At 33.7% G+C, this 18,451-nt stretch carries 18 protein-coding genes and 1 riboswitch; of the genes, 14 read left to right on the top strand and 4 right to left on the bottom strand.

Translation table 11 applies throughout. From position 1 onward, the window contains the following. The first annotated feature begins 11 nt into the window (after nucleotides 1-11). The 7 genes from sufB to BN349_RS18385 all read left to right on the top strand — a co-directional run bounded on the left by sufB (nucleotide 12) and on the right by BN349_RS18385 (nucleotide 8,686). Nucleotides 12-1,409 carry a Fe-S cluster assembly protein SufB gene (gene sufB, locus BN349_RS18415; protein ID WP_019243815.1) on the top strand — a complete coding sequence of 466 codons (1,398 nt, stop codon included), beginning with the start codon at nucleotides 12-14 and terminating at the stop codon, nucleotides 1,407-1,409. Between the two features lie 258 nt (nucleotides 1,410-1,667). Further along, on the top strand, nucleotides 1,668-2,513 hold the full coding sequence (locus BN349_RS18410) for a DUF72 domain-containing protein (protein WP_019243814.1): 846 nt from the start codon (nucleotides 1,668-1,670) through the stop codon (nucleotides 2,511-2,513). 210 nt (nucleotides 2,514-2,723) lie between these two features. Further along, nucleotides 2,724-3,548 (top strand): sulfite exporter TauE/SafE family protein, encoded by an 825-nt coding sequence (locus tag BN349_RS18405; RefSeq protein WP_019243813.1) that lies wholly within the window; start codon nucleotides 2,724-2,726, stop codon nucleotides 3,546-3,548. 18 nt (nucleotides 3,549-3,566) lie between these two features. Next, nucleotides 3,567-4,928 carry a bifunctional metallophosphatase/5'-nucleotidase gene (locus BN349_RS18400; protein ID WP_019243812.1) on the top strand — a complete coding sequence of 454 codons (1,362 nt, stop codon included), beginning with the start codon at nucleotides 3,567-3,569 and terminating at the stop codon, nucleotides 4,926-4,928. Nucleotides 4,929-4,999: 71 nt separating this feature from the next. After that, nucleotides 5,000-5,302 carry a YunC family protein gene (locus BN349_RS18395; RefSeq protein ID WP_019243811.1) on the top strand — a complete coding sequence of 101 codons (303 nt, stop codon included), beginning with the start codon at nucleotides 5,000-5,002 and terminating at the stop codon, nucleotides 5,300-5,302. A gap of 284 nt (nucleotides 5,303-5,586) precedes the next feature. Beyond that, nucleotides 5,587-6,675 carry an HD-GYP domain-containing protein gene (locus BN349_RS18390; protein ID WP_019243810.1) on the top strand — a complete coding sequence of 363 codons (1,089 nt, stop codon included), beginning with the start codon at nucleotides 5,587-5,589 and terminating at the stop codon, nucleotides 6,673-6,675. Nucleotides 6,676-6,793: 118 nt separating this feature from the next. Then, nucleotides 6,794-6,976, top strand: a riboswitch (Lysine riboswitch). A 129-nt stretch (nucleotides 6,977-7,105) separates the two neighbouring features. Then, nucleotides 7,106-8,686 (top strand): Na+/H+ antiporter NhaC family protein, encoded by a 1,581-nt coding sequence (locus tag BN349_RS18385; RefSeq protein WP_019243809.1) that lies wholly within the window; start codon nucleotides 7,106-7,108, stop codon nucleotides 8,684-8,686. A gap of 64 nt (nucleotides 8,687-8,750) precedes the next feature. On the opposite strand, the gene BN349_RS18380 is transcribed toward BN349_RS18385, so the two are convergent. Beyond that, on the bottom strand, nucleotides 8,751-9,734 hold the full coding sequence (locus tag BN349_RS18380; protein WP_019243808.1) for a M23 family metallopeptidase: 984 nt from the start codon (nucleotides 9,732-9,734) through the stop codon (nucleotides 8,751-8,753). A gap of 149 nt (nucleotides 9,735-9,883) precedes the next feature. On the opposite strand from BN349_RS18380, the gene lipA reads away from it, so the two are divergent. The 3 genes from lipA to BN349_RS18365 all read left to right on the top strand — a co-directional run bounded on the left by lipA (nucleotide 9,884) and on the right by BN349_RS18365 (nucleotide 12,061). Next, nucleotides 9,884-10,816 carry a lipoyl synthase gene (gene lipA, locus BN349_RS18375; RefSeq protein WP_425457681.1) on the top strand — a complete coding sequence of 311 codons (933 nt, stop codon included), beginning with the start codon at nucleotides 9,884-9,886 and terminating at the stop codon, nucleotides 10,814-10,816. 100 nt (nucleotides 10,817-10,916) lie between these two features. Then, nucleotides 10,917-11,669, top strand: coding sequence for a DUF695 domain-containing protein (locus BN349_RS18370; RefSeq protein ID WP_019243806.1), 753 nt, complete (start codon nucleotides 10,917-10,919; stop codon nucleotides 11,667-11,669). A 107-nt stretch (nucleotides 11,670-11,776) separates the two neighbouring features. Next, entirely contained in the window at nucleotides 11,777-12,061 is a 285-nt protein-coding gene (locus tag BN349_RS18365) for a YutD family protein (protein ID WP_019243805.1), read from the top strand. A gap of 127 nt (nucleotides 12,062-12,188) precedes the next feature. Here BN349_RS18365 and BN349_RS18360 read toward each other — a convergent pair whose 3' ends face one another. Both BN349_RS18360 and glpX read right to left on the bottom strand, forming a co-directional pair. After that, nucleotides 12,189-12,455 carry a DUF3055 domain-containing protein gene (locus BN349_RS18360; RefSeq protein ID WP_019243804.1) on the bottom strand — a complete coding sequence of 89 codons (267 nt, stop codon included), beginning with the start codon at nucleotides 12,453-12,455 and terminating at the stop codon, nucleotides 12,189-12,191. A 12-nt stretch (nucleotides 12,456-12,467) separates the two neighbouring features. Next, nucleotides 12,468-13,436, bottom strand: a complete 969-nt coding sequence (gene glpX, locus BN349_RS18355; protein ID WP_019243803.1) for a class II fructose-bisphosphatase — start codon at nucleotides 13,434-13,436, stop codon at nucleotides 12,468-12,470. 181 nt (nucleotides 13,437-13,617) lie between these two features. Here glpX and BN349_RS18350 point away from each other — a divergent pair, with 181 nt between their 5' ends. Then, nucleotides 13,618-14,925, top strand: a complete 1,308-nt coding sequence (locus BN349_RS18350; RefSeq protein WP_019243802.1) for an EAL domain-containing protein — start codon at nucleotides 13,618-13,620, stop codon at nucleotides 14,923-14,925. A 14-nt stretch (nucleotides 14,926-14,939) separates the two neighbouring features. Then, nucleotides 14,940-15,377 (top strand): DUF86 domain-containing protein, encoded by a 438-nt coding sequence (locus BN349_RS18345; RefSeq protein WP_019243801.1) that lies wholly within the window; start codon nucleotides 14,940-14,942, stop codon nucleotides 15,375-15,377. 90 nt (nucleotides 15,378-15,467) lie between these two features. On the opposite strand, the gene BN349_RS26965 is transcribed toward BN349_RS18345, so the two are convergent. After that, nucleotides 15,468-15,605 (bottom strand): GGDEF domain-containing protein, encoded by a 138-nt coding sequence (locus BN349_RS26965; RefSeq protein ID WP_342780451.1) that lies wholly within the window; start codon nucleotides 15,603-15,605, stop codon nucleotides 15,468-15,470. A 102-nt stretch (nucleotides 15,606-15,707) separates the two neighbouring features. Between BN349_RS26965 and BN349_RS25985 the strand changes: the two genes are divergently transcribed. Both BN349_RS25985 and BN349_RS18335 read left to right on the top strand, forming a co-directional pair. Further along, complete coding sequence (locus tag BN349_RS25985) at nucleotides 15,708-15,884, top strand: hypothetical protein (RefSeq protein WP_019243800.1); 177 nt, start codon at nucleotides 15,708-15,710, stop codon at nucleotides 15,882-15,884. A 100-nt stretch (nucleotides 15,885-15,984) separates the two neighbouring features. Then, nucleotides 15,985-17,736 carry a helix-turn-helix domain-containing protein gene (locus BN349_RS18335; RefSeq protein ID WP_019243799.1) on the top strand — a complete coding sequence of 584 codons (1,752 nt, stop codon included), beginning with the start codon at nucleotides 15,985-15,987 and terminating at the stop codon, nucleotides 17,734-17,736. The last annotated feature ends 715 nt before the right edge of the window (nucleotides 17,737-18,451 follow it).

Below are 18,451 nucleotides of genomic sequence, written 5' to 3'. Positions count from 1 at the left end.
GTATTCGACCTATGGCAAAAAAAATGCCTGAAATCGGCGATTATAAATATGGGTTTTCGGATCGCGATGTTTCCATTTTCCGCTCTGAGCGTGGATTAACGAAGGAAATCGTTGAAGAAATCTCAAAAATGAAAAATGAACCACAATGGATGCTTGACTTCCGCTTAAAATCATTAGAGCATTTTTATAAAATGCCAATGCCTCAATGGGGCGGAGACTTATCAAGTTTGAATTTTGATGAAATTACGTATTATGTAAAACCATCTGAGAAATCTGAGAAGTCTTGGGATGAAGTACCTGATGAAATCAAACAAACATTTGATAAATTAGGTATTCCTGAAGCTGAACAAAAATATCTTGCAGGCGTTTCTGCTCAATATGAATCTGAGGTTGTATATCACAACATGAAAGAGGAATTAGAAGAGCAAGGCATCGTGTTTAAGGATACAGATTCAGCTTTACGTGAAAATGAAGATATTTTCCGTGAGCATTGGGCTAAAGTAATTCCTCCAACAGATAATAAATTTGCTGCGTTAAATTCTGCTGTTTGGTCTGGTGGATCATTTATCTATGTTCCTAAAGGAGTTAAATTAGAAACTCCATTACAAGCATACTTCCGAATCAACTCTGAAAATATGGGACAATTCGAACGTACTCTTATTATTGTTGATGAAGGAGCAAGTGTTCATTACGTAGAAGGATGTACAGCTCCAGTTTATACAACGAACTCACTACACAGTGCGGTTGTAGAAATTATCATCAAAAAAGATGCATATTGCCGATATACAACGATTCAAAACTGGGCAAACAATGTATACAATTTAGTAACGAAGCGTGCTGTTTGTGAAGCAAATGCAACAATGGAATGGATTGATGGTAACATCGGATCTAAGCTTACAATGAAATATCCAGCTGTTATTTTGAAAGGTGAAGGTGCTAGAGGTCTTACACTTTCAATCGCAATCGCTGGTAAAGGTCAACATCAGGATGCTGGTGCGAAAATGACTCACTTAGCACCAAATACATCTTCAACAATAGTTTCAAAATCAATTTCAAAACAAGGTGGAAAAGTAACATACCGTGGTATTGTTCATTTCGGTCGTAAAGCAGATGGCGCGCGTTCAAATATCGAGTGCGATACGCTAATTATGGATAATCAATCTACATCAGATACAATTCCATATAACGAAATCTTAAATGATAACATCTCTTTAGAACATGAAGCAAAAGTTTCAAAAGTATCTGAAGAGCAGCTATTCTATCTAATGAGTCGTGGTATTTCAGAGCAAGAAGCTACTGAAATGATCGTAATGGGCTTCATTGAACCATTTACGAAAGAGCTTCCTATGGAATATGCTGTTGAAATGAACCGTCTAATCAAATTTGAAATGGAAGGTTCTATCGGTTAATAAGACTAATTCAAGGTGTGTCAAAGCAAATGCTTTGACACGCCTTTTTCTTTTGTGCATCTTTTAAACGAAGCATATCAAAGTTTAAAATAGGTAATAGGAAAATAATTTATCTAAGATTACAGCCAAAACATAAAGAATCGGTGACGGCTTTTCTTGGTTGTTTATATTTGAATAATAACTTTTTGAAGTATATGCTAAATGTAAGAAAGAGTATTTGACATATAATTAGTAAAATCGGCAAGGATTGATTACAGTATGATATATATTGGAGTGACAGGCTGGGGAGATCATGATTCGTTATATGGAAGTAAGCTGAATTCGCGTGATCGATTAAAGGCTTATAGTGAACATTTTCCAACTGTTGAAGTTGATACTGCTTTTTATGCCATTCAATCTGAAAAGAATAGCCGAAAATGGATCAAAGAGACTCCAAGTGGCTTTCAGTTTATTGTAAAAGCATATCAAGGGATGACTGGCCATGCTAGAGATACTTTTTATGAATCAAAGGAAGCGATGTTTAAAGCTTATAAAGATTCGCTTATTCCTTATCAGGAAAGTGGAAAGCTTGCTATGGCTTTATTTCAATTCCCACCATGGTTTAATTGTATAAGAGAAAATGTTGAATATTTAAGATGGTGTAAGGAACAGATGGAAGATATTCCAGTTGCTTTAGAATTTCGTAATCAGTCTTGGTTTTCTGCTGCGTTCTATGATAAAACGTTAACCTTTATGGAGAAGGAAGGTTGGATTCACAGTATTTGTGATGAGCCTCAAGCTGGAGAAGGTTCCGTCCCTGCTGTTTTACATTCAACGAATAAAGATGCTACATTAATCCGTTTTCATGGCCGAAATGTATATGGTTGGAATAAAGCAACAGCGGGTGATAATTGGAGAGCTGTTCGATTTTTATATCGATATAATCAAGAGGAATTAAATGATTGGAAGAATAACATTCTTTCTTTACAGAAAAAATCAAAGAATATCTACGTATTATTTAACAATAACTCAGCAGGTGATGCAGCAGATAATGCGAAACAATTAATATCCTTATTAGGAATTGAGTACCAAGGATTAGCTCCAAGACAATTGGATTTATTCTAGCTATATCTATACATCAATAGAAAAACAAAGCTGTTTTCTAAAAGATTGTTGTTTTTAATGGTTTTTAGTAATAAAACTAGTTAATAAAAAATTGGTTGATTGGAGCTAAAGGTGCGAGCATACCAGAGGAGACTTCAACCTTTACTCCCTACTTGTTTATAGGCAACATAGTATACGAAAACAGTCAAAAATATAAAGGTGGAAATATATTTGGAATGGATTATTCTTTTACTCGTAACAGCATTTTGTGCGGGTGTTATTGGATCTTTAATTGGATTAGGTGGCGGAATCATACTAGTGCCCGCTATTTTATTTTTTCATTCTAGTTTAGGTTTATTAGGAGATTTAACTCCACAAAAGGCAGTTGGAATATCTACAATTATGATGATATTCACCGGTTTATCTTCTACATTGGCATATGTGAAGCATAAAAGAGTAGATTATAAAACAGGCTTCATTTTCTTCATTGGAAGTGGACCTGGGGGAATATTAGGCTCATACGTTAATAAAATGTTAGATGTCCAATCTTTTTATTTGTTTTTCGGTATGTTTGTTATCATCGTATCTATTGTTTTATTAATAAAAGACCAATTAAAACCATCAACATTAATTAATAAGGCTACGATAAAAAAAGTGTATACGGATTCTGATGGTAAGCAATATATATATGGGTTTAAACCAAGCATTGCCATAATGATTTGCTTTGCAGTAGGGTTTTGTTCGGGACTATTTGGTATTGGAGGAGGCTCTCTAATAGTACCAACAATGATTCTATTGTTTTTGTTCCCCCCACATGTGGCAGTGGCTACAAGTATGTTTATCGTATTTTTGTCTTCTATTACGAATTCAATCACTCATATAACACTTGGAAATGTTGTATGGCATTACGCATTAGTCTTAATTCCAGGTGCTTGGTTTGGTGCGAAGCTAGGAGCATATATTAATTCTAAACTAAAAGGAAATACACTTGTACGGTTACTACGTGTTATGCTCCTATTAATCGGTATTAAACTAATTATTGAAGGAATTAGTTAAAAAAAGAGGGAAGATGAAATGAGAGAAATTATACATTTTTACCATATAAACGATTTACATAGTCATTTTGAGCATTGGAAAAGGATTGAGAACTTTATACATGAACGAAAAAAATGGCATCTTGGTGCTGAAGAAGAAACGATTATTTTGGACCTAGGTGATCATTCGGATCGTTTTCATCCTTTTACTGAAGCTCTATCTGGCAAAGGTAATGTAAAGCTCTTAAATAACTTAGGGTGCCAGTACGTAACGATTGGGAATAATGAGGGAATTACATTCTCTTATGAGGAGTTAGACCATTTATACGACGATGCAACATTTAATGTTCTCGTAGCGAATTTATATAATCAGTCAGGGGAAAGACCAAGTTGGGCGAAGCCCTATCATATACATCAAACTGTTAAAGGAACTCGGATTGCCTTTATAGGTGCTACTGCTTATTTTCGAGTATTTTATGAGATGCTAGGGTGGAAAATTACTGATCCACAGGAAGAAATCATTGTGGCAGTTGATGAAGTGAAAAATCAATGTGATGTCATTGTATTATTGTCTCATCTAGGATTGGAACATGATAAACAGCTTGCAGAACACATACCGGAGATAGACATTATTTTAGGTGCCCATACACACCATATTCTACACGAGGGAATGTACGTTCAAAACACTTTATTATGTGGAGCAGGAAAAGGAGGCACATTCGTAGGTCATGTTGAAATAGAAGTGGATACTACGAAACATCCTATTTCTAAAAAAACTAGATTATACAATATGAATGAACAGGATCCAGTAAATAATGAAAGTGAATTTACTTATAAGTTATTTAAAATCGGCAAAGAACGGTTAGAAAAAGAAGTTTGTCACTTACCAAGGTCATTACCTGTTAGATGGTTTGAAGAATCAACTATTACAAAATTACTTTGCGATGCTTTACAGGAATATTGCCAGGCTGATTGTGCTTTCATAAATGCTGGATTATTATTGGATGGATTAAAAAAAGGACCAGTTACGTTATTTGATTTACACAGAATCTGTCCACATCCAATTAACCCTTGTGTTATTGAAATGTCTGGACAAGAATTAAAAGAAGTGCTTCTGCAATCACAAAATCCTGATTGGCCACATAAGCAAGTAAAAGGTTTTGGATTTAGAGGAAGTATTTTGGGAGTGATGATATATAGTAATATCAAAATCATAAGTCCTAAAGAAATTTATATTGGAGACGTACAATTAGATCTAAAAAAAACTTATACATTAGCCATTCCTGATATGTACACATTCGGATACTTTTTTCCTAGTATTAAACGTTCAGAAAAGAAAACGTATAAGCCGTTGTTCTTAAGAAATGTATTAGCTTCAAAATTATCTACAATGAGTATGTAGAATTATGCTATGACAGACACACATATTATCCTTTTTTCATATCGTATCAATGGTATGAAAGGAGTGATGGTATGGTTGAATTATTGCCAATTTCTATTGAGGATCGAACATTTATTGGTGTATCGGTAAAATTACCAAAAACCAATTTACTCGTTATTACATCTGATAGTGGTTACATTATGTGTGGCGCTCTAGATGTAGGTTTATTAAATGAAAAATTAAAGGATCGTAATATTATTGCTGGGCGTGCTGTTGGAGTAAAGACGCTAGAACAGTTATTAGAAGCTCCTTTAGAATCGGTTACCTATGGAGCAGAGTCTCTAGGCATTAAAAAAGGGATGCTTGGAAGAGATGCTTTGTTAAAAATGCAATGATTATTTTACCGTCAATTTGACGGTTTTTTTTTGCTATTTTAACTTACGGGAAAATTGTGGTTATTTGTCGTTTGAGTTGTTTTTGCATTTCTTTGTATAATAGTGATAGATATCTTCTGGGAAAATAAATAAAAAATATACAAAACAACATTTTTTGAACGATAATACAATTATGGAGAACTGTGTCGATAAAAGTAGAAATTCGTAGTATTAAACAATGTACAAGTATTTTCCGTTTAAAAAGATAGTGAATGAATTTAAGAAATTAATCATAGGAGACTTTAATGAGACTGATATCCACAAATCATGTAATACCTAAATCAATTTTGGGAAAGACCATTTATAACGAGCGAAATAAAGTTTTATTAAATGAAGGGGTAGTCCTATCGGAAAGCTTGGTTACAAGATTGATCGAATTAGGTGTTCTTTATGTATATATAGAAGATCCAAAAAGTGAAAATATTAATCCAGAAAATACGGTCTCAGAACGTTTAAGATTTGAAGCCATTGAGTCGATTGAAAGTATTTTTCTTGAAAGTGATAAGAAGGGAACGCAAGCCGCAAAATCTTATATCTTTGAAAAAAACTCCAAACAGCTTATGGGACTTATTCGAGGAATTATGAAAGAGATGACAGCAGAAAAAGGTTTATTGACGATTCTTGCAGATGTTTATACTCATGATTCATATATATTTACCCATTCCTATAATGTAACGCTATATGCTTTGGCAATTGGAATGGAGTTAAAGCTAAATCCAAAGCAATTGGAGATCCTGGGATTAGGCTCTATTTTACATGACGTTGGTAAAATGAAAGTGTCGCAAAAAATTTTACTGAAGCCAGGGAAGTTAACGGAAGAAGAGTATGAAGAAATTAAGACACATGCTGAAGAAGGCTTTCAAATATTAAAAGAAGTAAACACGGTTCCATTACTAGTCGCACATTGTGCCTATCAGCATCATGAACGAATAGATGGTTCTGGATATCCAAGAGGATTAAAAGATAAAGATATTCATTTTTTTGCTAAAATCTTGGCTGTTGCTGATGTTTTTGATGCAGTCACCTCTAATCGAGTATACAGAAAAGCGTTGCTCCCTCATGAAGGTTTAGAAATTCTTTATTCTGGATCAGGAACTTTGTTTGATACAGAAATCATTGAGGCATTTAGAAAAGCTGTTGCTATATATCCAATTGGTTTAACTGTGAAATTGAATGATAAGCGAATTGGTATCGTTTCCAAACAAAATCATGGAATTAGTGATCGACCAGTTGTTCGAATTATAAAAGATAATGGAAATCATGATGTTCAACCATACGAAATTGATTTAATGAAGTGCTTAGATGTAATGATAGTCGATTGTATAACGAATTAGAGTGTTGCTTAATAAATATTACTATAATTTATTATCGGAATTTTTATATAAAAAGTTGAAATAAAGTCTTATAATTGTTATATTAGAAAAGTAAATTAAATATTGAACTACTATCACCGCATGGGGTAGAGGTGCAAAACTTAAAAGTAGGCTGTTGTGAGGATGACAACTATGATCACAGCTAAAAGGAAGTTTTGCCGAAGTATCATTTGAAGTCAGGCATATGATACTGGGGTTGTCTTGAATAAGGACAGCACTGTCATTATAAAGATTATCTTTATAATGGTGAGCTACAGAGCGATGGACGATAACATACATTACAAAGGGTAATGATAGGTTGTTTTCTATCATTATCCTTTTTATTTTTGTCCAAGAACTGAAATGCAAGCTCTTCACCGCCCTTAACTTTTATTAAAGGAGAGAGAACAGCATGGAAAACACAATATTTTCTTTATTACCACCAGTAGTAGCCATTATTATGGTTCTTTTAATAAGAAAGGTTTTATTATCTTTAGGTTTAGGAATTGCTACAGCTGCATTGCTATTAGCTAACTTTAATCCTATGGATTCGTTAGCTACGATTGGAAAATCAGTTTTACAATTATTTATCGTGGATGGATCCGTTAACACAGGCAAAGTGTATATTATTTTATTTTTACTTATTTTAGGATGTATTACTGCATTTGTATCCATTTCAGGTGGAAGCAGAGCTTTCGGAGAATGGGCTTTAAAAAGAGTTAAAACAAGAACGGGTGCGCAGATAACAGCAGCGATTTTAGGAATTATTATCTTTATTGACGACTATTTTAATGCTTTAGCAGTTGGACAAATATCAAGACCTTTAACTGATCGAAATAGGGTTTCAAGAGCTAAGCTATCTTATATTATTGATTCAACTGCAGCTCCAATTTGTGTCGTATCACCAGTTTCTAGCTGGGGAGCATACATCATTGCCATTCTTGCTCCTATTTTAGCAGCGAATTCATTAGATATAAGCGGCTTTTCAGCTTTTATTCAAATGATACCCATGAACTTTTATGTTTGGGTATCTCTATTATTAGTGTTTTATACTTCATGGAAAAACATTAATTTTGGTCCGATGAAAATTCATGAAGATCGAGCAATTAAGGACGGAATCGTTTCTAATCCTGATAAACAAGCACCAGGAGAGTTAAAAAGTGATTTACCTGTTAGTAAAAAAGGTTCTGTTGCAGATTTATTAGTACCGATTGCTGCATTAGTGGTAGGAACTGTATCTGCAATGTTATGGACAGGTAGTAAGGCAATTGAAGGAAATGTGACTGTATTAGGCATGTTTGAGAATACGGACGTACCGACATCATTATTTTATGGAGGATTATTTGGTTTAGTTGTAACGATCATTTTATTCTTTCGACAAGTCTATTCTAAAAAAGCCGTGGATAGAAGCATGTTTTTCACAGGTGTAATAGAAGGAATTAAGTCAATGCTTCCAGCTGTATACATTTTGTTATTTGCTTGGGTCATCGTTGATTTAGTAGGTGCATTAGAAACAGGTAGCTATTTAGCAGGATTTGTTGAAAAATCTAATTTAAATATTGCTTTTATACCGTTTATTTTATTTTTGATAGCAGGTGTTATGGCGTTATCAACAGGAACATCGTGGGGATCATTCGGTATCCTTTTACCGTTAGCAGGAGATATCGTCGCTACTATGGATTCAAGTATGTTACTGCCATCATTAGCAGCTGTGTTAGCTGGTGCGGTATTTGGAGATCATTGTTCACCAATATCAGATACAACGATTCTATCTTCTACTGGGGCTGGCTGTGACCATATGGATCATGTTATGACTCAGTTACCTTATGCACTAATAAGTGCCGGTTTCGCTGCGATTGGATTCCTTTTACTTGGATTTACTGGAAGTGTATCATTATCTTTACTAATTGTACTAGCGGGTACTTTGGTTGCTCTAATGGCTCTTTCAAAGAAAGGGAAAACAGTTGTGGTTGGAGAAGATATAATTGAATAATTCATTTAAAAGGGGCCTCTCAAAAGTGATGCTTTTGAGAGGCCCCATGCTTTATCTAGTTTTTTTATTTGTTTCTTCGCTCGTTTCTCTCCCAAACAGTTAGGTGATAATAGGGATCAAAGCTCCATTCTGTATATCCATTGTCTTTATACATTCCAAAATGTAGATGTGGGGGGAACTTTCCACTTGTACCTGGAGGACCATATCCAGTGCTTCCTACACCGCCTATAATCATTCCTGGTTCTACAATTTGACCAATTTCAATTCCTTTCGCAAATCCACTTAAATGGGCGAAATAATGATAGGTATTATTTAAGTCTCTTATGCCAATTCTCCATCCGCCGTAGCGATTCCAGCCTTTAATTTCAACAATTCCATAGCAAGTCGCTCGAACAGGAACGCCATAGTTGGCAAATATATCTGTTCCCTCATGACTTCGACGTCCACCCCATCCTCGAGCTACACCCCATGTACTTCTATAGCTATAGTCCGCTGTAATAGGAACAGGGAAGGCTTTTTCATGTAAATTGATTCGATTATATTTCTGGAATAATTTGGCGTTGCCCATAACGATACCTACAGCCTTATCTCGTTTATAATAGTTCCATAATGCAATACGAATATTTTCTTCATCAGAACCATATTGAGCTAAGTAAGAAGCTATTGAAACTAATACATCATACTCGGATTTTGGATTTGCTTTTCCGTTCCCATCACCATCCATACCAATACCATCAAAAAACGCTATCCTTCTTGGGTTTTGATCGAATATATTGGGATTCAATAAGCCACTCCATTTTTCAGGTGGAATCAAAATTCCAATAGAGCCTTCAGAATCAGGCAAATCTCTTCTTGCATTCCTTATACTATGTTCATATTGATCAATCGCTGCCATATAAAACCATGGAATTTGAAAGTTATCTTCAATATTCTTAAAGAGCTCCATTCTTTTTTTATCTGAAAATGTATTCGTTTGAGCTTCTACATCGTTATGTACAAATATAAGTATCGTACTTATAATAGCTATAAAAGTGGAAAAAGCTCGCATGAATTTGCTCCTTTCTAAACCAATCATAATTTTATTGTGTGAATAAATTCGAGAAATACAATTATAAAATATTGGAAAGGAAAATCCTAAAAGTTGTAAGGAGTTTTTTTATTTGATACATTGTCTACACATAGAGAAATTACAAAATGATGGGAGATGTTATTTTGAGTAAGAAAAATACATATATCCGTAAACCAGAATGGCTAAAAATAAAATTGCAAACGAATGAGAATTATACAGGCTTAAAGAAAATGATGAGGGAAAAGAATTTACATACAGTATGTGAAGAAGCAAAATGTCCTAATATTCACGAATGTTGGGCGGTTCGCCGAACTGCTACATTTATGATCTTAGGTTCAGTTTGTACAAGAGCTTGTCGTTTTTGTGCTGTAAAAACAGGTCTACCAACTGAGTTAGATTTAGCTGAACCAGAACGCGTGGCTGACTCTGTTGTACAAATGAATTTAAAACATGTAGTTGTTACTGCAGTTGCTCGAGATGATCTTAAAGATGGTGGAGCAGCGGTATTTGCTGAAACAGTTCGAGCGATTAGAAGAAAGAATCCTTTCACATCTATAGAGGTTCTACCTTCTGATATGGGGGGCGTGTTTGAAAATATTCAAACATTAATGGATGCAAAACCAGATATTTTAAATCATAATATTGAAACCGTTAAACGTTTGTCTGATCGTGTTCGTGCACGTGCAAAATATGATCGCTCCCTTCAATTCCTACAACGCGCAAAAGAACTTCAACCAGAGATTCCAACAAAATCAAGCATTATGGTTGGTTTAGGAGAAACAATTGACGAAATCATTGAAGCAATGGATGATCTAAGAGCTCATCAAGTAGATATATTAACAATCGGTCAATACCTTCAGCCTTCCAAAAAGCATTTGCCAGTACTTAAATATTACACACCTGAAGAGTTTGCTCACTTAAAAGAAGTGGCAATGGAAAAAGGCTTCAGTCATTGTGAAGCGGGTCCACTAGTTCGTTCTTCATACCACGCAGATGAACAAGTAAATGAAGCTACTAAGAAAAGACAATTGTCTGGGGAAGCATCATTAGTAACTGAATAATCGTTTCAAAATAGAGGATATCAATGAAAAGTAAGTTCTTGATATCCTCTATTTTTATAGAAAGAATGGATTTTGTGGAGTATTTCGGGGAGGTTTTATCATGTCAGAACATTGGGATATGTATTTTGGATACATAGAGGATCAAGTAGCATCAGTTGTTTTAGATATGGATATATGGAAAGAAATAGATACCGAAGAGTATAATTACGCTGTTGCTATCAGGCTTAAAATAAAAGCACCTAATGAAGACGGCTTTCCGGTAGGGCCTGAGGCTGATAAGATAAATGAAATGGAAGATTCTCTGAATGGATTTGCGCGTTTTCAAAACATTATTCAGGTTGGTAGAGTGACAACGGACGGGATAAGGGACATTATTTTTTATTCAAATCGAGAGGAACAAAAGGATTTAATGGAAGCTGCTGCCGGCTTTATAGAACCACATGGGTATAAGTATGAAATTTTTCTTATCGAGGAAGAGGAAAATTGGGAATTTTATTTTGATTTTTTGTACCCTAATCCCTATCAACAACAGCATATGAACAACCGTGTGGTAATTGAAGCGTTAGAAGAAAGAGGGGATAAATTAGATGCCCCTCGTAAGGTTGTACATTGGCTATGCTTTGAAAATATGATAATGTTAAAACGTTTTGAAAAGACTATAAAAAAAGAAGGCTTTTTCATAGAGGAAGAATCAGTTGAAACGAATGAAGAAGGCAAATATGTTCTTACTATTTATAGAATGGATACTATTGATTATAGTTCGATAAATGAAGTCACGGATCTATTAGTGGAGATTTCTGAAAAATATAAAGGAGAATATGATGGTTGGGAAACATCTGTAATAACCGAATAATTTCTAGTAAGTATGTAAGTTAGTTGAATTAAAAAGGACCGGTGACAGTTTTTCTTTACTATTAAATGAGTTATAATGAAGGGAGGATGGATAATTGAGGTGAAAACATGGTTACAATCAATAATCTTCAATATGAATTAGTAGAAGACTATCGAGATGGCTTTAATGAAGAGGCTTTTAAAGCACGTTATAGCGAAATTTTAAATAAATATGATTATGTAGTCGGCGATTGGGGATATGGTCAATTAAGATTGAAAGGTTTTTTTGATGATCAAAACCAAAAATCTTCATATGATACAAAAATTAGCACTTTATCTGAATATTTATATGAGTTTTGTAATTTTGGATGCCCTTATTTCGTTATGAAAAAAATGAAAAATCATTCGAGGTAAAATAAAGAAGCTTTGTCATTCGTTTTTAGGTAACGTTTGAGCAAAGCTTCTTTTATTTAAAAATAGATCTATCTATTTATGGATAGCCTTCATAAAAACGCATCTCTACAGATGCATGCTTAAAGGCTCATACTACTTGTTCAAGGAAGTCTTTTAGTTCAGCTGCTTGTTCTTCTGAGAGTCTAAAAGCATGCTCTAAATATCCTTCTTCATCTAAATCATCTTGACCGATTATAGCGAAAGCATTACTTTGCATATCAAGAACAAGCTGTTTGCCATAGAATCTTTCTGAAGAAATAATGGCTAAATCAAATCGTTGGCTTTCCCCTACAAAGCTTACAAAGCGAGTGTTGGTTTGTTCCTTATAGTCGTATAAATAGAAGCGTTCTTCCACAGTATTTCCTCCCTAAACGAAAATTAAATGTGGCTTGTGATCTAAATGGTGATGTGCTTTGATATAACGTACTGTTTTTGTTTTGCTACGCATAATGATGGAATCTGTTTCTACCAAGTCTCCACCTAAAAATCGAACACCAGCTAGTAAATCCCCATTTGAAACCCCAGTTGCTGCAAAAATAGCATCATCCCCAGATACTAAATCATTGAGCGTAAGTAATTGTCGAGGATCTTCTAGTCCCATTTGGCGACAACGTTCTTCTTCTTCAGCATTTTGAGGTACAAGTCTAGCTTGCATATCTCCTCCTAGACATTTTATGGCAGCTGCTGAAATGACTCCTTCAGGAGCTCCGCCAATACCTACAAATAAATCAATCCCTGTTTGAGGAAATGCTGTTGAAATCGAAGCACTTACATCGCCATCTCCGAATAAGCTAACACGAGCTCCTTTTGCACGTATACGATCAATTAAATCTTGGTGACGTTCTCTTTCTTGAATAATAACATTTAAATCTTGAACTCGTTTGTTATTTGCTTTAGCGACAATTTCTATTGTTTTTTCTATTGGATCGTCTAAATGCACAAGACCTGCAGCGTTTTTACCGACTGCAATCTTTTCCATATACATATCTGGTGCGTGTAGAAGTGTTCCTTTATCAGCTGCGGCAATAACGGCCATTGCATTGTTATGACCTTTAGCAACGATGATTGTACCTTCTAAAGGATCAACAGCTATATCAACATCAGGTCCATTGCCTGTTCCTAATTTTTCGCCAATGTAAAGCATAGGAGCTTCATCAAGTTCTCCTTCACCTATTACTACTGTTCCGTTCATATTGACAGAGTCAAACATTTTTCTCATGGCTGTTGTTGCAGCGTTATCCGCTTCATTTTTTTTACCTCTACCCATCCATTGAGCAGATGCAAGAGCTGCTGCTTCTGTTACTCGTACAATTTCCATTGCTAATTCGCGTTCCAAGTAAAATTCCTCCTAATACATCGAATTCCTTCTCCTATTCTAACAAAAATTTGCTCGATTTGTTTGAAAGATATGTCTGTTTTTTGACGATAATAATAGAATTTTGCCCAAAAAGTGGATATTCATGATAAAATATTCAGTATAGTCACTCTAATACCGTGTATAGGGAGGGTGGAATCGGGTGAATTCCTCGAAACTCTTTAAGAAAAATAAAGTTAGCAGCTGGTTGAAAATATTACTACCAACATCAAAGATTACATATTACCCGCCAACATTTATTGTCCGAAACCCTATTATGACAAACGTTAAGGTAGCTATTAAAGAAGGATATGAAATTGCTGTCCTTTCTATTTACATTGAAAATTATAAAAAGCTATCTGAAAAATTAGGTGAGGAAGGGTTAGAGAAATATATTGTTATTTTAAAAAAAGAATTTGCTCGTTGTTCGACGAGTAGATTTAATAAAGATATTTTAGCTATTCATGATTATCAAAGTGAAGGGTTAACTGCCATTTTACGAATTAGCTTGAATAATCATCTGTTAGATGATTTGTCTGTAAATGCTAGCTATATTGAAGAATGCTTAAATAGAAAAATGAACGCTGCTTATCCAGGTATGTCCTCTTCTTTTAATACGGGTTACATGTTTGTTGAAAAGTCGAGCAGAAATCTGTATGAAGTAATAGATAAAGCCCATCAACAAGCGTTTACAATGGCTCAAAAGAAGAAAAAAACAGACTATGATCAAATGTATTTTCAAATGAATCAGATAATTAAGAACAAAGATATAGCGTTATTAGCACAGCCAATAGTTGAACTTAATTCTAATCATGAGGTTGCCTGTGAGATTCTCACTCGAGGTCCAGTGGGAACGGATTTAGAAAGTCCACTTAATTTATTTGCTCTAGCAAGGCAAACGGGTTTACTATATGAGCTAGAAATGATCGTATTAGAGAAAATTATGCAAAAATTGACTGTCATGGAATCTAGCAAGAATATTTTTATTAATTTTACCCCTATCACGGTTGGAAATGCCCGCTTCTTTCATGATTTTCAAGCACTATTACAGGAATATTACTCCGTTTCACCAAAAAAGCTAGTATTGGAAATAACAGAGAGAGATTCCATTGATAATCTTGAATTTATTAGTAGTAATATTAAAAAGCTTCGTGAGCTAGGAATTCGAATTGCGGTAGATGATACTGGAGCTGGTTATGCTAGCTTGCATACCATCATTGAAATTATGCCGGATGTTATCAAAATTGATCGAAGCGTTATTCAAGATATAGATTTAAATTCAGTAAAAGAATCCATGCTTAAAGGCTTACTTTTGATTGCAAAAGACATTGGCTCAACAGTAGTAGCCGAAGGAATTGAAAACGAAAAGGAAGCTATGATATTATCAAAAAATAAAGTTGATTTAGCACAAGGATATTTTTATGCGAGACCACTTAATATAGAAAAAGTGATCGTACCAGCATCAATATGAAGGGATGAAAAAATATGTACTTCGTAGATCGGCAGAAAATAGAAAGTTACCTTGCATTTTTAGAAAAAAATATGGACTTATTTCAGGAAAAAACATATTGGGATGATGAGATATCTAAAATAGCACTTGAAAGAGTGGCTCAATCGATGACAGATTGTGTTTTAGATGTAAGTAATGCTATTATTGATGGCTTTATTATGAGGGATCCTGGAAGCTATGAAGATATTATTGATATCTTATTAGATGAGAAAGTTATAACAAAAGAAATGGAAGTTCAATTTAAACAAATACTTCCTTTACGTAAAACAATTGTTCAAGATTATTTAGTGATTAATCATGAACTGTTACAAAATGTATTGCGTGAAAATTTCCAAGCATTTAAACAATTTCCAAATGCAGTTCGCCAATATTTAATTAATGAATTAGGACCTGTTTCAGCTTTTATAAATTAATAATAAATTCAAAAAAGTTCACTCTGAACAATCCGAAAGCTATTAGAGTGAACTTTTTTATTGGTAATGTAAAAAGTAGAGCGTCAGTAGTTAAAAGGATATTTTATTTTTCCCATGTTTTTTGGATTGATACATTGCTTCATCTGCAGCCTTGAACAGTGCCTCATATGTACATAATTCGTTAGAAATTTTAGCAATCCCTATATGGCTCGTCTCAGTCATTTCTATATTTAAAGTGGTGCTTTTTAGGTTAAGGATTCCGCTAATAGTGGTGCTTTTTATACCAAAAAGGTCAAAGTGGTGCTTTTTAGGTTAAGAGTTCCGCTAATAATGGTGCTTTTTATTATTTTTGCTATAAAAATGGTGCTTTTTAGAGGTGAAGTTCCGCTAATAGTGGTGCGAATTAATAAATATGTAGTAATAGAAAGTGGTGCTTTTTGGGTTAAGAGTTCCGCTAATAATGGTGCTTTTTATTATTTTTGCTATAAAAATGGTGCTTTTTCTTAAATTTAATCCAAATTAATGGTGCTTTTTAGTATTCTATTTATTAAAGTGGTGCTTTTTATTACAATATAAGAGAATTCTATTTTTAAAAAGGAAGGTTTCTATGAATTATAAACAAATAGCGGAGGACACCATTTTAGATTCATATTCTATTAAAATTGCTATATTTGAAGAAGCTAAAAATCTGTTTTTGGTTCCATCTGCTGTTTTAGAAGTTTGGAAAAAGGAAGCCTATAGTCAGAGGGACGATCCAAACGATGATCATATAGCAACAATCAAAAGTCAAAGCTTTAAAACGTTGTATACATTTTTTACATATACTATCTATTTAGAAGAAAATATCACCAAAGGTATGATTATTGAGGGCATGTCTAAATACCATGATATGATTCGTAATGTCTTGGAACCTCATTTGAAGAAGGAATTCGATAATCGTATTTTTAGCACAAATGCTGATAAAATAGATGAAGTAATGGAACGAAATTACCTCTATTCAAGTTCAGAAGCAAGCTATCAGTTATTAAGTGACATTGTTTCAAAGAAAAGCAATTATAGTCCTTTAGATAATGGAATATATCGGGCTCCTATTATGGACACTAAGGGCAACGTGAAAGGATTAGCGGATGTAAGACCATATGAATTGGAGGAAGAAGATGTACCAGCTGAACAAAAAGATTTATGGTACAAGCTGTTGCAATCTACTATCAACTCATTAGATGAATTAACCGCTGACCTTCTCGATCTTATCTCATATTTGTGGATGGTTTCACCTAAGACAAGTGAAGGTTATATTGAGTTTCATAGTGATGATGCACTAAAGTTACGACAAGTAAGGAAGAGAACTTTAGATGGTAAAGAATTTAATTATCGTGAGGAAGACCGCTTTAATATCATGAAACGAGTGGCAGCACTATCTACTATTTGGGTGCTGTTAGATGAGGAACAAATAAAGATAGTTAATACAGATGAGTTAAATAAAGAAGGCTATCGAATAAAGGAATTTATGAAGATGTTTAATATCGGGAAGGTACGAATTGCTTATGACATTAAGACAGATGAACCAAAAGGGATTTATGCTCTAGAAATTAAGCCGACTTCTGTACTTTTACCGTATCTGAATGGGAATTCCAACTCATTAGGAGTATTGAATTTAAAAGTTTTTCAATATAATCATTACACACAACGTGAGCATAAACGACTAACTCGCTATTTGAATTATCAATGGAAGATAAGGACACGAAGAAAAACATTAAAACAGCCATTTAAAGTGGGAACTTTATTAAATATCATGAATATATCAGATAGTTATTCTGGCGTTGTAAAGAGAGATAGATTTGAAAATGTGTTAGATGATTTGCAAAAGGATAATGTAATAAAACATTGGCGATATGAAGAGCCGATTGATGATAATAAGGTAGGAAAGAAAGGCTGGTTTAATGATTATTGGTGCCAAGTGAAGGTTTTAATTACACCATCTGATCTTGTGGTGAAAGAAAATCAACGAATTATGAAATTATCAACGATATATGATGCAGAATCTATGGTTGAAGGAGAATATAAATTTATTGAAACGGAGCAATCCTTAGTATCGGAACCTTTAAATGTAGGACAGCAATCCTTTGATTTTGAATCTCAAGCGGAACAAGAAACTAGTGCAAGTGTAGAAGAATTAGTCTTAAGTCCAGAACTAATGCAAGAAACACTAGAATTAAAGAAAATAAGTGTACGTAAAGCAGCTGCCGAAATCGGTATTGCTCATACAACTCTTTCTCGCTATATTAAACGAGAATACAAACGTCAGAATAAAAGTAATGATAAAAAGATGTTGGAATGGTTAAAAGCAAATACAAAATAAAAAAGGACTAGCATTTTTCTTGAATGAAGTTTAATGCTAGTCTTTTTTTGTTAGAATGATAGTAAAATTAAATCCCATCATATGGCTGTAAGAAAAGTACATCTTTCAATTGTAGATCTATAATAAGTTTGATAAAAAATCACGATTAAAGATTATATTCATCACATACAAAAAGCTATCGTTTTGAATAAAGATTGCTCAAAACGATAGCTTTTTGATATTTTTAAGATGGTTTTTTATAAAAAAGATTGCTTATTTTATTGCTCCTTATTGAACTAACGCACCTGTTTGTTTAAGTGTAATTCTTCACAAAACATAGGCTACTATGAATACATTAAAGTGTTATTCTCTTGATTTTTACTTACTAATAATTAGATTCAGAAAGAGTTAACTTACTAAAGTGCTTTTTTATTCTTTATAAATGTTCCACAACAAAGAAACACTATTCCCACACTAATTAGAGAGATATAATCGATATTATTAAAAAAAGCCATAAAATTATTCAATAATGCAAATACCAAAACTAAACATCCAATTATAATCATTAAAGTTCCAAGTTTCTTTTTTTTCATTATAACTCACCTCTTTTTAGATTATTTACATATATGTTTAATTTTACCATAAATCTAATGTTTTTTATGCAACTATTCTGCACCGATAGTTGCATAAAAAAGAAGCTGATAATTTCAGCTTATTTAATGTAGTATTGCACCTG

Origin of the sequence: Bacillus sp. AP8, from assembly GCF_000321185.1 — a bacterium.
GTDB classification, from domain to species: domain Bacteria; phylum Bacillota; class Bacilli; order Bacillales; family DSM-1321; genus Bacillus_AD; species Bacillus_AD massilioanorexius.
This window is presented reverse-complemented; position numbering and strand designations above follow the sequence as displayed.

Excerpts from the sequence above, each read along its gene's own strand:
- sufB (WP_019243815.1), top strand. The coding sequence starts at position 12 with ATGGCAAAAAAAATGCCTGAAATCGGCGATTATAAATATGGGTTTTCG.
- BN349_RS18410 (WP_019243814.1), top strand. The coding sequence starts at position 1,668 with ATGATATATATTGGAGTGACAGGCTGGGGAGATCATGATTCGTTATAT.
- BN349_RS18400 (WP_019243812.1), top strand. The coding sequence starts at position 3,567 with ATGAGAGAAATTATACATTTTTACCATATAAACGATTTACATAGTCAT.
- BN349_RS18395 (WP_019243811.1), top strand. The coding sequence starts at position 5,000 with ATGGTTGAATTATTGCCAATTTCTATTGAGGATCGAACATTTATTGGT.
- BN349_RS18390 (WP_019243810.1), top strand. The coding sequence starts at position 5,587 with ATGAGACTGATATCCACAAATCATGTAATACCTAAATCAATTTTGGGA.
- BN349_RS18385 (WP_019243809.1), top strand. The coding sequence starts at position 7,106 with ATGGAAAACACAATATTTTCTTTATTACCACCAGTAGTAGCCATTATT.
- BN349_RS18380 (WP_019243808.1), bottom strand. The coding sequence starts at position 9,734 with ATGCGAGCTTTTTCCACTTTTATAGCTATTATAAGTACGATACTTATA.
- lipA (WP_425457681.1), top strand. The coding sequence starts at position 9,884 with ATGGGAGATGTTATTTTGAGTAAGAAAAATACATATATCCGTAAACCA.
- BN349_RS18370 (WP_019243806.1), top strand. The coding sequence starts at position 10,917 with ATGTCAGAACATTGGGATATGTATTTTGGATACATAGAGGATCAAGTA.
- BN349_RS18365 (WP_019243805.1), top strand. The coding sequence starts at position 11,777 with ATGGTTACAATCAATAATCTTCAATATGAATTAGTAGAAGACTATCGA.
- BN349_RS18345 (WP_019243801.1), top strand. The coding sequence starts at position 14,940 with ATGTACTTCGTAGATCGGCAGAAAATAGAAAGTTACCTTGCATTTTTA.
- BN349_RS25985 (WP_019243800.1), top strand. The coding sequence starts at position 15,708 with ATGGTGCTTTTTATTATTTTTGCTATAAAAATGGTGCTTTTTAGAGGT.
- BN349_RS18335 (WP_019243799.1), top strand. The coding sequence starts at position 15,985 with ATGAATTATAAACAAATAGCGGAGGACACCATTTTAGATTCATATTCT.